Raw genomic sequence first — 14,179 nt, 5'->3', positions numbered from 1 at the left:
TTATAACTTAAGATAGTCTGGCCAAATAATCAAAATGTTTACCATCCAAAACTTTTTCACAGCGTAATCCTAATGTTAAACAAGCTGTTTTTAAGGTTTCAAAATCGAGATACAACCATTTCATAGGGACTTCTTCTTCACCTTTGTAACTAATATAATAATCGAGTTCTCCATAATATCTGCTTTCGGATTTAATTTCAGCTTCAAATCCATCACTATACATATATGAAATATCCGAAGAATCCATAAGAATTTGTCCGTTGGGTCTTAAAAGAGATTTTAAATGCCTTAAGTATTTAGAAACTTGAGAAACCTCTTGAAAGATTCCTGTGCCATTCATTAAAAGTAAAATAGTATCAAAAGTATCGGTTTCGTCCAATAAAGATTTCAATTCGGTATTTAATACACCACGCTGTTGCGCTACCTCAATGGCACCTCTAGAACGATCAATCGCTTTTACATTAAAACCCTTGTTTTGTAGCCAAAGTGAATGGGAGCCAGATCCACAGCCTACATCGAGAATAGTACCTTTGCATAATCTTAAAGCTTCTTTTTCTAGTTTAGGCATTTCAGAAAAACTTCTGAATAAATAGAGAAGTGGCAAAATATCTTTATCAGAGATATTGGTCCAAGTGACGATATCTTCAAAATGATTTTCGTGATAATAATCTAATAAAGCCTTTCCGAAGACATCTTTCATATCAAATTTTTGTCATGCTGAATTTGATTCAACTTCTCATTCTAACTATCTTTACAATATGCAAGAACAAATCAATAATCTAACCAAGCTTGCCAAAGATAAGCATAAGGAAAACAAAAGCTTTTTTACCAAGCTTAAAAAAAAGCCGCCAAAACAGTTAGATTACATTATGCAAGAGTTGCACGAAGAAGAATTTGAACGTACCGACTGCTTAGAATGTGCCAACTGCTGTAAAACTACTGGCCCACTTTTTATGGATAAAGATATTAGTCGTATTGCCAAGTTTTTTAGAATGAAGGAGCAGAAGTTTATAGAAACTTATCTTCGTTTAGATGAAGAGAACGATTATGTTTTGCAGTCTGTTCCATGTGCATTTTTGGGTGCAGATAATTACTGTTCCATTTATGAGGTAAGACCAAAAGCATGCCGGGAATTTCCGCATACGGATAGAAAGAAGTTTCAGCAAATTTCTAACCTCACGTTAAAGAATGTGGCCATTTGTCCTGCGGCTTTTAATATTGTGGAAGCCATGAAAAAAAGAATTCAATTGTAATACCATTTCTTCGGAATAATTTTTGATACAGTTCAGAATAAAAATATAGCTATGAAAAGCCTTCTTATAAAATCACTATTTATCCTTTTTACTTTTAACCTATCTTTTTCCCAGGCGTGGATGACGAATTTAGACATCGCCCAAAAGTTGGCAATGGTAGAGAATAAAATGGTGCTTATGGTTTGGGAAGGTACCACAGAATACACTTATCCGGTTTTTGTAAATGATGATAAAGGAAGAACCGTGTTTATTGAGAATTTGTTCACCGACGAATATATAAGTCCTTTAATTTGGAAATACTTTATACCTGTGATAGTTAGTGAGAATAAATACGGATCAATGTATTATGAAATAAAAGGTAAGCGTAGTCAAAAATATATCGATAAGTTTAACGACAATTCCATAAAGATTATGGATATAAACGGTAACATCTTAAACGCGTCTGATGTATATCTGGAAGATCTTGAAAACATTACAAAAATTATTCAAAAATATGGATTAAACACTGAGTTTATAGCTCCAAAGCTAAAAGGCTATTATAACGAAAAAACCTTTTTTTCTGCATATTACTTGGCTTCAAAGTATATGGATTACACGATGTATATCAATAAAAACCAAAGAAAAGATCTTATAGATCTATCTACAATTTACTTAAAAGAAGCCCGATTATTAACCAAAACAGAACCTAAAGAAGATCAAGCCGTTTTGCAACAGCGTTGCGATTTACTAGAGATACAACAGTTATTGCTTTTAAAGCGACCAAGACGGGTTCTTAGGTTGTTAAAACGTATGGATGCAGAAGATATAAACAACACAAATACCGCATTTATGGCATTTTTATTTTACACAGTGCATATGAGCCTAGGCGATAATGACAAAGCTGAAATATGGAAATCTAAAATTTCTTCAGTAGATTTGAAAAAAGCACAGAAGCTAATCAATCTTAATTCTTAATGTGTTGGAAAACCTTATAAATTACTTTGAAACCATTCCTTCGGAGCACAGAAGCCTCATTCTTGTCGGAGGACTGGCTTTGTTTTGGATTATTGAAAGTGGTGTGCCATTGTTTAAGTTTAAATACAATAAATGGCAGCATGCCTTACCGAATCTGTTTTTTACATTGACCACAGTAGTCATTAATTTTGCACTTGCATTTCTGTTGTATGAAACTTCTAAATGGGTCGAGGCTAATAATTTTGGTATCATAAACTGGTTACCGGATATGCCATTATGGTTATATGCTCTGTTGGGAGTATTGCTATTGGACTTTTTTGGTGCTTATTTAGCACATTTTGTAGAGCATAAATTAAAACCGCTTTGGATGGTGCACTTGGTGCATCATACAGATCATAATGTAGATACAACAACAGCAAATAGACATCATCCCATTGAGAGTTTAATACGGTTTTTCTTTACACTTTTTGGTGTTTTTATAGTGGGCACTCCCATTGCTTTAGTGTTTTTGTATCAATCCTTGTCCCTAGTCTTTTCACAGTTTACGCATGCCAATCTTAAGATGTCCAAGCGTTTGGATAAAGCTTTGAGCTATATTGTTGTTTCTCCAGATATGCATAAAATTCATCATCATTACAGATTGCCTTATACAGATTCTAATTATGGTAATATCTTTAGTGTTTGGGATCGCCTTTTGGGAACGTATATGTATATGGAACGTGAAAAATTGGTGTATGGGGTAGATGTGTTTCCAGATAAAAAAAAGAACGGACACATTGGCGAATTATTGAAACAACCTTTTCAAAAATATGAAAAACCTACACTCTCGGCAGATGTTGAAGAATAGTTTTGCCGTCGTTCTAATAGGCTTAATGATGAGTTGCAATTCAGGTAAACAAATCGATATTCAAGGACATAGAGGCTGCAGAGGTTTGTTGCCCGAGAACACTTTACCAGCCTTTGAAAAAGCCATTGACCTAGGAGTAAATACCCTAGAGTTAGATATAGCTATTACCAAGAATAACAAAGTTGTGGTTTCTCACGAGCCTTTTATGAGTCGTGCTATATGTTTTAATGCAGAAGGAAACGAAATCCCTGATTCAATGGATATGTATTATAATCTCTACAAAATGACGCATCGAGAGATTAAACAATTCGATTGTGGTTCTAAATTCCATCCTTCATATCCAGATCAAAAAAAACTTAAAACCTATAAACCACTTCTCTCAGAAGTGTTTGAATTGGTGAAGGCAAAACGTTCTGATGTGCATTTCAATGTAGAAATTAAGTCTAAAGTAGAATATTACGGAATCTATACACCTTATCCTGAGAACTATGTGAAAATTGTTCTAGATGAAATTAAAGATTATGGAATGTTTAATCGTATTAACCTTCAATCCTTTGATTTGGCTATCCTTGAGGAAGTAAAAAAGCAAGCACCGAAAATGAAAGTAGCTTTACTGGTTGATGAAGACGAAATCATTAAAACAAAACTCGAAAAACTTTCGTATAAACCAGAGATTATAAGTCCATATTATAAACTGCTAACTCAAAACGAGGTTAGGGAGTTTCAGAGTCGAAGTTTTCAAGTAATTCCATGGACTATAAACAGCGAAGATAATATGAAGCAAATGATTCACTGGGAAGTTGATGGAATCATTACGGATTATCCCGATCGGCTAATAAAAATTCTTTCAGAATAGACTTATCAACATTTTATTAACAAAAAGAGTCGTTTCCTCTAGTTTTTATGTAGTTGATGGATTTTTTACTTTCTAAGCCCCTAAACTAATTATGTTTGTAATGGATTGATTAATTAGTGTTGAGGTAGACAAACTCTTGTATAACCTTATACTATACTATATTGAAAAATTTAATCCGTATCTGTCTCGTTATTATTCTCATTTTCCTATTGAGCTTTTCACTTAATGCACAAGCACAGCAACCTTATGCCAAGCTCGAGAAAAATAAAAACATTCAGGCCAAAGGTCTAATTCACAAACTCAATACGACCAAAGACACATTAATTCTTCAGAGTGATAAAAAAATAAATTACCTCTATTCCATTAATAAAGATTATGGGAGGGATTTTGATGTTTACGTGGATACGACGCACTATAGATTGCCACTAAACAAGCTGCCGAAAGGGAAGCACGTTTTAGTGGCTGTACAATCTCCTAAGCGTATTGTTTTTGTGGTAAAAATATTGAAGGATATACCAAAGTCAGAAACAGTTGAAGTCATTCCTAAAGAAACGATAGTAGCCACTGAACCAACCAAAGTTGCTATTAGAGGTAATGATAACTAATTGTAAATTAAATACTTAGATCTAATTTTATTATAAATAGCCAGGTCAGATTTCCAACTTGCTTTAATTTCAGCTTCGCTTAGTCCAGACTCTATTTGTTGTTGTAGTTTTGCTGTTCCGGCATGAATTGTAAAGTTGGCTGTATTAAACACCTTGGACTTATCTGTAGCACGATTGTAAGCATCAATAACATATTTTAAAGTAAATTGTCTTTTAGCTTGTACATTGGACAAATCTACGCCATAGCAAACTTCATTTCTGTGTTTAGGATTTTTAGAGCCAAAATTTGGCTTTGGAGTATAGTTAAACGTATAATATGTTTTATCTAAAAATGGTGCGCCATAACGTTGAAATTGAAACTCTGTTCCACGACCTGCATTAATGTTAGTACCTTCAAACAAACCTAAACTTGGATATAATAATATAGATTGGTCGTTTGGTAAATTAGGTGAAGGTCTTATAGGTAAACTATAACTGCTTTGATGTGTATAGTTTTCCATATCTACAATAGTAATGTTGCACTTTACCCCATTATTTAACCAAGCTTCTCCATTGATCATTTTTGCATATTCGCCAATTGTCATACCGTGAACTAGAGGAATGGGGTGCATTCCTAAAAAGCTACTATGCACTTTTTCTAATACAGGTCCATCCACATAATTACCATTTGGATTTGGACGATCTAAAATAAGTAACGGAACGTTATTCTCTGCACAGGCCTCCATCACATAATGTAAAGTTGAGATATAAGTGTAAAAACGAACGCCAACATCCTGAATATCAAAGACTATAATGTCTAAGTCCTCCAATTGTTGTTTAGTGGGCTTTTTATGTTTTCCATGAAGCGAAAAAATAGGCAACTGTGTTTTAGTGTCTACTCCATCTTTTACATTTTCACCAGCATCTGCAGTGCCTCTAAACCCATGCTCTGGTGAGAATACTTTTTTAATGTTAATGTTTAATTTTAAAAGGGAATCAACGATATGCTCATATCTAATGGTTTTAATTTCAATTCCTGAAGCTTCACTATTTTTTAAGCCACTAGATTTTCTTTCAACTTTAATCACACTCGTCTGATTAGACACCACACCAACACGTTTACCTTGCAATAAAGGTAAATATGAAGCCGTTCTGTTAGCACCAACAATTATAGCTTTGTCATTTTCATTCTCGTTCACACTGAGCGCAGTTGAAGTGTTTTTTCTCATTTTCTCTTCATGTTTCTTATTTTCCACTTTTCCTGCACAAGAAATCACTAATAAAACAAATAATAAAACTGTATTTTTGAAAACCTTAAAACGCATATCAGAGGTTTTGAATTTTGAGTTGTTTATAGCTAAACGCATTATTGATAATAAAGCGTATAAAAGTAGTGTTTCGGCACCAATAATTAAAATTGGCATCGCTGCAATTGCCATTGGTATTATTGTAATGCTCATTGCTATTGCTACTGGTTTAGGTTTGCAACAAAAAATAAGAGACAAAGTTGTGGCTTTTAACGGCCACATTGAAATTACTAACTATGATACCAATGCTTCAGACGAATCTCAAGTACCCATTTCAATGCACCAAGATTTTTACCCTGAGTTTAATGCCGTTGAAGGTGTAAAGCATATACAAGGTGTTGCTTCAAAATTCGCTGTTATTAGAACAGAAACCAATTTTGAAGGTGTTGTGGTAAAAGGTGTCGGAGCAGATTATAATTGGGATTATTTCAAAGAGTTTTTGGTCGAAGGTGGTGTGCCAGATTTTTCAGGGCAACGAAACGAAGATATTTTAATTTCCAGTTACATCGCCAATCGTTTGGGGTTTAATGTTGGTGATAAGTTTCAGATGTTGTTTACTAACGATTTAAAGGAATTGCGCACGCGTATTATGGCTTTTAATATTGTTGGGATTTATAATTCTGGATTTCAGGAGTTAGATGAAAAATTCTGTATTGCAGATTTGCGTCATATCCAACGTCTCAACAAATGGGAAAGTAATGAAATAGGAAGTTTTGAAGTCTTCGTAGATGATTTTTCAGAATTAGATAACATTACACCACAGGTATATAAAGAAGTGGGCTCTCTTCTTAATGCAAGACCAGTAACTCAAAAATACTACACGATTTTTGAATGGATTAAGATTTTTGACTCTAACACAAATGTCATTATCGCTATTATGATTATAGTAGCTGGTATTAATATGATTACAACATTATTGGTACTTATCTTAGAGCGTACTAATATGATTGGTGTTTTAAAAGCATTGGGCAGTTCTAACTGGACCATTAGAAAGGTGTTTCTCTATAATGCATCTTACTTAATTGGTTTGGGCTTGCTTTGGGGAAATCTTATAGGATTGGGCTTATTATTTGCCCAAAAATATTTTAAATTATTCCCCTTGAATCCTGATACATATTATGTTAGCGAAGCACCAGTGTATATTTGTTGGGATTATATTTTACTGCTAAATATAGGGACATTTATTGCTTGTCTGCTAATGCTTCTCATTCCTTCAATCATCATTTCTAAAATTTCACCAGTTAAGGCCATTCGCTTTGATTAAAAACATAAATAACTTTTAACGTTATACTTGTTACTTTATACTTAAATTTGCACCGCAAATTTGTATTATGGACTACGCAGAAAATATACTAGGTACGATAGGGAATACACCACTGGTAAAAATGAACAAATTAGTTGAAGATTTACCATGTTTGGTATTGGCCAAATATGAAACCTTTAACCCAGGCAATTCCGTAAAAGACCGTATGGCATTACAGATGATTGAAGATGCTGAGGCTGACGGACGACTAAAACCTGGGGGAACAATTATAGAGGGCACTTCTGGTAATACAGGTATGGGCTTGGCGTTGGCAGCTATAGTTAAAGGCTACAAATGTATTTTTGTAATTAGTGATAAGCAATCCAAAGAAAAAATGGATATACTTAGGGCTGTGGGAGCCGAGGTGGTTGTTTGTCCAACAGATGTAGAGCCAGATGATCCACGTAGTTATTATTCGGTTTCTAAGCGCTTAGGAGAGGAAACTCCGAATTCTTGGTATGTTAACCAATACGATAACCCAAGCAATGCCAAGGCACATTACCAAACGACAGGACCAGAAATCTGGAAACAGACCGATGGTAAGGTCACGCATTTTGTGGTTGGAGTAGGTACAGGCGGAACTATCTCTGGAGTTGGGAAGTACCTTAAAGAGCAAAACCCAAATATTAAAATCTGGGGAGTGGACACCTACGGTTCAGTATTTAAGAAGTATCACGAAACCGGAGTCTTTGATGAAAACGAAATCTATCCTTATGTTACCGAAGGTATTGGTGAAGATATTCTGCCAGAAAATGTAGACTTTAGTATTATTGACGGTTTTACAAAAGTAACAGATAAGGATGCCGCTGTTTATACACAGAAACTTGCAAAGGATGAAGGAATGTTTTTAGGTAATTCGGCAGGAGCAGCTATTAAAGGTGTATTACAGTTAAAAGAACATTTTAAGCCTCAGGATGTTGTTGTAGTATTATATCACGACCACGGAAGCCGCTACGTTGGTAAAATGTTTAATGACGATTGGATGCGTGAGATGGGTTATATAGAGTAAATCTATATTGCTGCGAAGGCGGGAACCTCTCTCTTATAGAATGATATAACATCATTTCGTTAGAATTTGCCTTTCTAATTAATGGGAATTATTCGACCTTTAAAGCCCTTTCTCTAGCACTTTCAATATAGTCACCCATCGTTGCTAAACCGCCCATTAAATAATCAGCAATTTTTCCATCCTTACCTATAACTAAATTGGTAGGGTAACCACTAATATCAAATGCAGAAATTGTTGTTCTTTCATCCGTTACTACAGGGTATTTAATAGGATGTTTTTTTAAAAACTTTTCAACTTTCGGTTTTTCATTAAATGTTATCGAAGCAAAAACAATTTTATCATTATTCTTGTACTTGTCATAAACTTTGTTGAGCTCGGGTATTTCTTTAACACAGGGTTTGCAAGTGGTAAACCAAAAGTTAAGAACTACGATTTTACCCTTTGTGTTTTCAGACGAAATGATATTGCCGTCCATGTCAGTTATGCTAAATTCAGAAGCTTCTTTGCCAATTTTTTCAGAATCGCTGACTTGCTCCTTCATCATTTTCAAAATCATCTCTTTTTGAGCTTCCGTAGTTTTTTTAAGCTGAATATAAGAATGTCCCTTTTTATCTTTTTTTTCTTCAATCGTCCATTCACCAGAGGTCATAAGTTCAGAAAATGTGTCTAAATCTATTTGTTTTCCTTCGGCATTTTTTATAACTGTATTTTTATCTATTTTAAGGTTTTGAGCTTCAATTGTGTTTGTAGATACACAAAATAAAAGTGCAATTATTAATAGCAGTCTTTTCATAATGATATTGTTTAAACAGGGGCTATTTTATCAAAGATGGTACAAAATTCAACAGCAAACAAATATTTATAATTGAGGTGTTGCGCAAGAATTACTATTTTAGAGCCATGCAAGAAAATTTTCTTCATTACGTCTGGAAACATAAGGCATTTGCAAAATCATCGCTTAAAACTACTAATGGTGAAAGAGTTGTTGTTAAGCAGTTTGGACAGCACAATTATAATACTGGTCCAGATTTTTTTAATGCGCAAGTTAGTGTTGATGGTCAGCTTTGGGCAGGTAATGTAGAGATTCATATAAAATCTTCGGATTGGTATCTGCATAATCACGAAACGGATAAAGCTTACGATAATGTTATTCTTCATGTGGTTTGGGAACATGATACCGAAATCTTTAGACAAGACAATTCTGAAATTCCGACCTTGGAATTAAAACATTATGTCGATAGAGACTTATTAAAAAACTATGAAAGATTAATACAGTCCAAATCTTGGATTAATTGTGAAAGTGATTTCTCTGCAATTGATGATTTTCTGCTCAGCAACTGGTTGGAGAGACTGTTTATAGAGCGTTTAGAGCGAAAGTCTAAAGATATTTCAAAACTGCTTAAAACATCCAATAATGATTGGGAAGCAGCACTGTTTAAAATGCTACTCAAAAATTTTGGATTAAAAGTTAATGGGGAATCGTTTTTGAGTTTAGCAAATTCTGTAGACCATTCGGTGGTTAGAAAACTTCAGAATGATGTTTTAGAAATGGAAGCCATGTTATTAGGCCAATTATCTTTATTAGATAACGATGTTCAAAATGCCTACTTTTTAGATCTAAAGCGTCGTTATCAATTTTTAAAGCAGAAATTTAGACTTAATAATCAAGGTGTTTTGCCTGCTCAATTTTTTAGACTTCGACCACCTAACTTCCCAACGATACGTTTGTCACAATTTGCCAATTTATACACTTTAGAGCATCAGTTGTTTTCTAAAATAATGGCGTTAGATACAAGAACGAGTTTTATAAGTTATTTAAAAAAGGTGTTACTGATTTTTGGATGACGCATTACACATTTGCAAAGACGTCAAAAATTTCAAAAAAGCAATTGACCAAATCATTCATCGATTTGTTGATTATTAATACTATTATCCCAATAAAGTTTAGCTACGCAAAAACCCAAGGGCAAACTATCGATGACAAATTATTTCAACTTATAAAACAAATAAAGATTGAAAACAATAGTATTGTCAATAAGTTTTTAGAATTAAAACCTATTGAAAAAAATGCATTGAGTTCTCAGGCATTATTACAATTAAAACAACATTATTGCAATACAAATAGATGTTTACAATGTGCTGTTGGTAATAGTCTAATCGTTAAAAAATAAGTAACTTGCAGCATGAAATGGTTCTACAACTTATTACTTTATTTTCAGAAACGTGGCTATTATGTTTGCCAGCGTATTGCAGATCGTTTGGGTATCAGGGCAAAGATTGTAAGAACGTCATTTATGTATCTCACTTTTGTTACCGTTGGTTTTGGTTTTGCGTTATATTTGTTTCTGGCATTTTGGATCCGTATAAAAGATATAATTTACACAAAGCGTTCGTCGGTTTTCGATTTATAATATGAACAATCCACTGATACAACTTTTTCGATCAAGAATTTACACAGCACTTTTGTTGTTGGTCTTTGTAATTTTTATAGGGGTATTGGGTTATCGTTTTGTATCGGACTACAGTTGGATAGATGCCATTTACATGACGGTTATAACAATTACAACTGTTGGATATGGGGAGGTTCATCCACTAGATGTAGAAGCGAAAATATTTACTATATTTTTAATTTTATCTAGTGTAGTTATCGTGGGTTACGCTATATCCATAATTACCGAATATATTTTAAGTAAAAACAATTTTGAAGACATAAAACAGCGTAAGATGCAAAAGGAAATTGAAGCCATGTCCGATCATATTATTATATGTGGTTTTGGACGCAATGGAAAACAAGCGGCAAGGAAATTACAGGATTATGGAAAACCCTATGTAATTATTGAGCGCGATAAGGAAATAACAGAGCGACTTCAAGAAGAAGAGATTCCGTACGTTTTTGGAAATGCAAATGAAGACGAAACGCTCTTTGAGGCTGGAATAGAGAATGCGAGTACTTTAATTTCAGCACTTCCCAGCGATGCAGATAATTTGTTTGTGGTACTTTCTGCAAGGCAAATCAATGACAAAATGACAATTATAAGCAGAGCATCTCAAGAAACATCGTATAACAAACTAAAGCTTGCTGGTGCCAACAATGTGATTTTGCCAGATAGAATTGGAGGTGATCACATGGCCTCCCTAGTTGTTATTCCAGATTTGGTGGAGTTCATAGACAACCTAGGTATTGTGGGAGAACGCAATATCAATGTCGAAGAGGTAAAAGTAGAACAATTGTATAATGCCAAACAGGTAAAAACAATAAGAGATTTAGACTTAAGAAAGAAAACAGGTTGCACCGTTATAGGTTTTAAGGACGATAAAGGTGAATATATTGTTAACCCTGAAGCAAACACAAGGTTAGTTCCCGGGTCTAAAATTATTGTTTTAGGTCGACCAGAACAGATTGAAAAACTAAATTCAGAATATAATATAGCCTAGTGTCTAAGCCCATTTTAACGTTATAGACTTTAAAAACTCATTTTTTTTTAGCATCTTGTCGGCTATTAAAACAAAAAACTAACTAATAACTACACTTATGAAGAAATCTCTTCTATCACTTTTTGCATTATTATTACCCTTATTAAACTTTGCTCAGGAGGCTGAAAAAGGACTGGATGAAAAAGTCAATGATGCTTTTATGCCAATTGCGGTTTGGTGGGAAGGTTTTATTTTAACCACAGTGCCAATTGGTGAGTATGATATTCCATTTGTAGTAATTCTGTTGGTTTGTGGAGCCTTATTCTTCACTATATTTTTTAAAGTGCCAAGTGTCACTAAGTTTCCCTTAGCTATTAATACTGTTAGAGGAAAATATGATGAAATCGAAGGTCATAGCGCAGAAGAAAAGGTTGCGGTAAATATAGTTGATGGGGATTTACCAGATACGATTAGAGATGAAAGTCAAGAAGGGGAAGTAAGCCATTTTCAGGCGTTGGCAACTGCTGTTTCAGGTACAGTTGGGTTAGGTAATATTGCTGGTGTTGCTGTAGCGATTGCATTAGGTGGTCCGGGAGCTACATTTTGGATGATTGTTTGTGGTTTAATCGGTATGTCAACAAAATTTGTAGAATGTACATTGGGTGTTAAATATAGAGATGTAGGTGAAGACGGAACTGTTTATGGTGGTCCGATGTATTATTTATCTAAGGGCTTAAAAGAAAGAGGGTTTGCTGGTATTGGTAAGGCTCTGGCAATAATTTTTGCTATTCTTTGTGTTGGTGCTTCTTTTGGAGGTGGAAACGCATTTCAATCTAACCAAGCAGCAGTTCAGTTAAGTTCGTTAATGAATTTAGAAGGAGGTTCAACAGGGATTATCATAGGATTTATTCTTTCAGTTTTAGTTGGTATAGTAATCATTGGAGGCATAAAGCGGATTGCTAAAATCACTGAAAAAATTGTTCCTTTTATGGCTGGTATATATGTTTTAGCGGCGTTAATAATAATTTTTGCAAACTTCTCTTATATAGACGATGCCTTTGGGCTAATCTTTAAAGGTGCATTTACACCAATGGCAGGACTAGGTGGTTTGGTAGGTGTTTTAATAGTTGGCTTTCAGAGAGCAGCCTTCTCTAATGAAGCTGGTGCTGGTTCAGCAGCTATAGCACATTCAGCAGTAAAAACAAAGTATCCTGCATCAGAAGGAGTAGTTGCACTATTAGAACCATTTATTGATACTGTTGTTATATGTACAATGACGGCATTAGTTATAATATTCTTTAATATTGATGGTACAAACCTTCAAAGTGTATTTGAATATGGAGCAGTAGAAGGGAGTAATGTAATGATCACTGCTACAGGTGAACAATTGGGTGGTGTGGATTTAACATCAAGAGCTTTTGATTCTGTTATACCAGGATTCTCATATGTTCTAACTATCGCGATAGTATTATTTGCATTTAGCACAATGATTTCATGGTCTTATTATGGGCTTCAATCTTGGAAATATCTTTTCGGAAAAGGAAAAACAGCAGATTTAGTTTATAAGATTTTATTCTTATTGTTTGTTGTAATCGGAGCAGCGGCAACTTTAGATGCGGTAATCAAGTTTTCAGATGCTATGATATTGGCATTGGTATTCCCTAACATGATTGGCTTATTCTTTTTATTCCCTAAAGTGAGAGAAGAAATGGCTAAATATTTATCTGCTATTAGAGGTTCTAAAGAGTAAATTATAATATATAAATATTATGAAATCCCATTTCCAATTTTCTAATCAAGAGCGGAGTGGGATTTTTTTATTGTTTGCTATTATTATAGCGGTACAATGTGTGTATGCATTTGTTGATTTTTCAAATGATGAAATTCCCACAGAGAATAAAGAATTAGAGGCTTTTAAAGAAGAGCTTGATTCATTGCGTTTAGTTAAAATTGAAAACAGAAGACCAAAAATTTATCCTTTTAACCCAAACTACATTACAGATTATAAAGGCTATACCTTGGGAATGTCTAACGAAGAAATAGATCGACTACATAAATTTAGAGCGGGTAATCAATGGGTAAATTCCACTAAGCAGTTTCAGAAAGTCACTAAAGTTTCAGATTCGTTATTGGCTAAAATTTCACCATATTTTAAGTTTCCGGATTGGGTGACAAATCCAAAACCAAAACCAAATTTTCACAATAATTCATACTCTAAATCCAATGAACCAAAAGTATACGAGCAAAAAATAGATCTCAATAATGCCACAGCGTCTCAACTTCAAAAAGTATATGGTGTAGGCGAAAAACTTTCTGAGCGAATTGTTAAATACCGCAGTAAGTACAATGGTGGCTTTGTTGCAGATGTAGAGCTTTCAGAAGTTTATGGCTTGTCATCAGAAGTTATTGAGCGCATTAAAAACGATTTCACGGTTAAAACACCAAGACCGATTAAAAAATATAATCTTAATACAGCTACTAGAGATGAGTTGGTAAGTATCCAATATATAGACTACGAAATTGCAAACCATATTATTGAAGAACGTACTTTGAGAGAAGGTTTTAAGTCGTTAGACGAATTAACAAAAGTTGAAGACTTTCCAATCCACAAGATCGAGATAATTAAGCTATATTTGCACCTTTAAAAAACTG

General features: G+C 34.1%; 14 protein-coding genes and 1 pseudogene. 12 read left to right on the top strand and 3 right to left on the bottom strand.

Translation table 11 applies throughout. The features are described 5' to 3' along the window. Positions 1 to 7: 7 nt before the first annotated feature. Positions 8 to 700 carry a class I SAM-dependent methyltransferase gene (locus KCG49_RS14620; protein WP_218547556.1) on the bottom strand — a complete coding sequence of 231 codons (693 nt, stop codon included), beginning with the start codon at positions 698 to 700 and terminating at the stop codon, positions 8 to 10. 58 nt (positions 701 to 758) lie between these two features. Between KCG49_RS14620 and KCG49_RS14615 the strand changes: the two genes are divergently transcribed. The 5 genes from KCG49_RS14615 (at position 759) to KCG49_RS14595 (ending at position 4,515) form a co-directional block, all read left to right on the top strand. Then, positions 759 to 1,253 carry a YkgJ family cysteine cluster protein gene (locus KCG49_RS14615; RefSeq protein ID WP_218547555.1) on the top strand — a complete coding sequence of 165 codons (495 nt, stop codon included), beginning with the start codon at positions 759 to 761 and terminating at the stop codon, positions 1,251 to 1,253. A 51-nt stretch (positions 1,254 to 1,304) separates the two neighbouring features. Then, positions 1,305 to 2,207: a hypothetical protein gene (locus tag KCG49_RS14610; protein WP_218547554.1), complete on the top strand. Its 903-nt coding sequence runs from the start codon at positions 1,305 to 1,307 to the stop codon at positions 2,205 to 2,207. Positions 2,208 to 2,211: 4 nt separating this feature from the next. Further along, the gene (locus tag KCG49_RS14605; protein ID WP_218547553.1) at positions 2,212 to 3,054 is read left to right on the top strand and encodes a sterol desaturase family protein; all 843 of its coding nucleotides are present in this window, start codon (positions 2,212 to 2,214) and stop codon (positions 3,052 to 3,054) included. Continuing rightward, positions 3,017 to 3,910: a glycerophosphodiester phosphodiesterase family protein gene (locus tag KCG49_RS14600; protein WP_256260024.1), complete on the top strand. Its 894-nt coding sequence runs from the start codon at positions 3,017 to 3,019 to the stop codon at positions 3,908 to 3,910. Before KCG49_RS14605 ends, KCG49_RS14600 begins: the two co-directional genes overlap by 38 nt. A 161-nt stretch (positions 3,911 to 4,071) precedes the next feature. Then, positions 4,072 to 4,515 carry a hypothetical protein gene (locus tag KCG49_RS14595; protein ID WP_218547551.1) on the top strand — a complete coding sequence of 148 codons (444 nt, stop codon included), beginning with the start codon at positions 4,072 to 4,074 and terminating at the stop codon, positions 4,513 to 4,515. Here KCG49_RS14595 and KCG49_RS14590 read toward each other — a convergent pair. Then, positions 4,512 to 5,819: an exo-beta-N-acetylmuramidase NamZ family protein gene (locus KCG49_RS14590; protein WP_218547549.1), complete on the bottom strand. Its 1,308-nt coding sequence runs from the start codon at positions 5,817 to 5,819 to the stop codon at positions 4,512 to 4,514. The two genes, KCG49_RS14595 and KCG49_RS14590, sit on opposite strands and share 4 nt — an antisense overlap. Before the next feature lie 10 nt (positions 5,820 to 5,829). Here KCG49_RS14590 and KCG49_RS14585 point away from each other — a divergent pair, with 10 nt between their 5' ends. Both KCG49_RS14585 and KCG49_RS14580 read left to right on the top strand, forming a co-directional pair. After that, on the top strand, positions 5,830 to 7,065 hold the full coding sequence (locus KCG49_RS14585; RefSeq protein WP_218547609.1) for an ABC transporter permease: 1,236 nt from the start codon (positions 5,830 to 5,832) through the stop codon (positions 7,063 to 7,065). A gap of 67 nt (positions 7,066 to 7,132) precedes the next feature. After that, the gene (locus KCG49_RS14580; RefSeq protein WP_218547547.1) at positions 7,133 to 8,113 is read left to right on the top strand and encodes a PLP-dependent cysteine synthase family protein; all 981 of its coding nucleotides are present in this window, start codon (positions 7,133 to 7,135) and stop codon (positions 8,111 to 8,113) included. Positions 8,114 to 8,201: 88 nt separating this feature from the next. On the opposite strand, the gene KCG49_RS14575 is transcribed toward KCG49_RS14580, so the two are convergent. After that, on the bottom strand, positions 8,202 to 8,906 hold the full coding sequence (locus tag KCG49_RS14575; protein ID WP_218547545.1) for a TlpA family protein disulfide reductase: 705 nt from the start codon (positions 8,904 to 8,906) through the stop codon (positions 8,202 to 8,204). A gap of 107 nt (positions 8,907 to 9,013) precedes the next feature. On the opposite strand from KCG49_RS14575, the pseudogene KCG49_RS14570 reads away from it, so the two are divergent. From KCG49_RS14570 to KCG49_RS14550, 5 genes and pseudogenes are all read left to right on the top strand, one after another. Then, positions 9,014 to 10,284, top strand: a pseudogene (locus KCG49_RS14570) (DUF2851 family protein). Positions 10,285 to 10,296: 12 nt separating this feature from the next. After that, entirely contained in the window at positions 10,297 to 10,524 is a 228-nt protein-coding gene (locus tag KCG49_RS14565) for a PspC domain-containing protein (RefSeq protein ID WP_218547543.1), read from the top strand. A gap of 1 nt (position 10,525) precedes the next feature. Next, on the top strand, positions 10,526 to 11,548 hold the full coding sequence (locus tag KCG49_RS14560; protein WP_218547541.1) for a potassium channel family protein: 1,023 nt from the start codon (positions 10,526 to 10,528) through the stop codon (positions 11,546 to 11,548). 97 nt (positions 11,549 to 11,645) lie between these two features. Beyond that, entirely contained in the window at positions 11,646 to 13,277 is a 1,632-nt protein-coding gene (locus KCG49_RS14555) for an alanine/glycine:cation symporter family protein (protein ID WP_218547539.1), read from the top strand. Positions 13,278 to 13,296: 19 nt separating this feature from the next. Next, a complete protein-coding gene (locus KCG49_RS14550; protein ID WP_218547537.1) occupies positions 13,297 to 14,172 on the top strand; it encodes a ComEA family DNA-binding protein in 876 nt (291 codons plus the stop codon). Positions 14,173 to 14,179 lie beyond the last annotated feature (7 nt).

This window comes from Winogradskyella luteola (assembly GCF_019203985.1).
GTDB classification, from domain to species: domain Bacteria; phylum Bacteroidota; class Bacteroidia; order Flavobacteriales; family Flavobacteriaceae; genus Winogradskyella; species Winogradskyella luteola.
This window is presented reverse-complemented; position numbering and strand designations above follow the sequence as displayed.

Bases quoted from the DNA above. Each gene is read 5' to 3' on its own strand.
- KCG49_RS14600 (WP_256260024.1), top strand. From the start codon at position 3,017: ATGAAAAACCTACACTCTCGGCAGATGTTGAAGAATAGTTTTGCCGTC.
- KCG49_RS14565 (WP_218547543.1), top strand. From the start codon at position 10,297: ATGAAATGGTTCTACAACTTATTACTTTATTTTCAGAAACGTGGCTAT.
- KCG49_RS14555 (WP_218547539.1), top strand. From the start codon at position 11,646: ATGAAGAAATCTCTTCTATCACTTTTTGCATTATTATTACCCTTATTA.
- KCG49_RS14580 (WP_218547547.1), top strand. From the start codon at position 7,133: ATGGACTACGCAGAAAATATACTAGGTACGATAGGGAATACACCACTG.
- KCG49_RS14560 (WP_218547541.1), top strand. From the start codon at position 10,526: ATGAACAATCCACTGATACAACTTTTTCGATCAAGAATTTACACAGCA.
- KCG49_RS14550 (WP_218547537.1), top strand. From the start codon at position 13,297: ATGAAATCCCATTTCCAATTTTCTAATCAAGAGCGGAGTGGGATTTTT.
- KCG49_RS14610 (WP_218547554.1), top strand. From the start codon at position 1,305: ATGAAAAGCCTTCTTATAAAATCACTATTTATCCTTTTTACTTTTAAC.
- KCG49_RS14615 (WP_218547555.1), top strand. From the start codon at position 759: ATGCAAGAACAAATCAATAATCTAACCAAGCTTGCCAAAGATAAGCAT.
- KCG49_RS14620 (WP_218547556.1), bottom strand. From the start codon at position 700: ATGAAAGATGTCTTCGGAAAGGCTTTATTAGATTATTATCACGAAAAT.
- KCG49_RS14575 (WP_218547545.1), bottom strand. From the start codon at position 8,906: ATGAAAAGACTGCTATTAATAATTGCACTTTTATTTTGTGTATCTACA.
- KCG49_RS14590 (WP_218547549.1), bottom strand. From the start codon at position 5,819: ATGCGTTTTAAGGTTTTCAAAAATACAGTTTTATTATTTGTTTTATTA.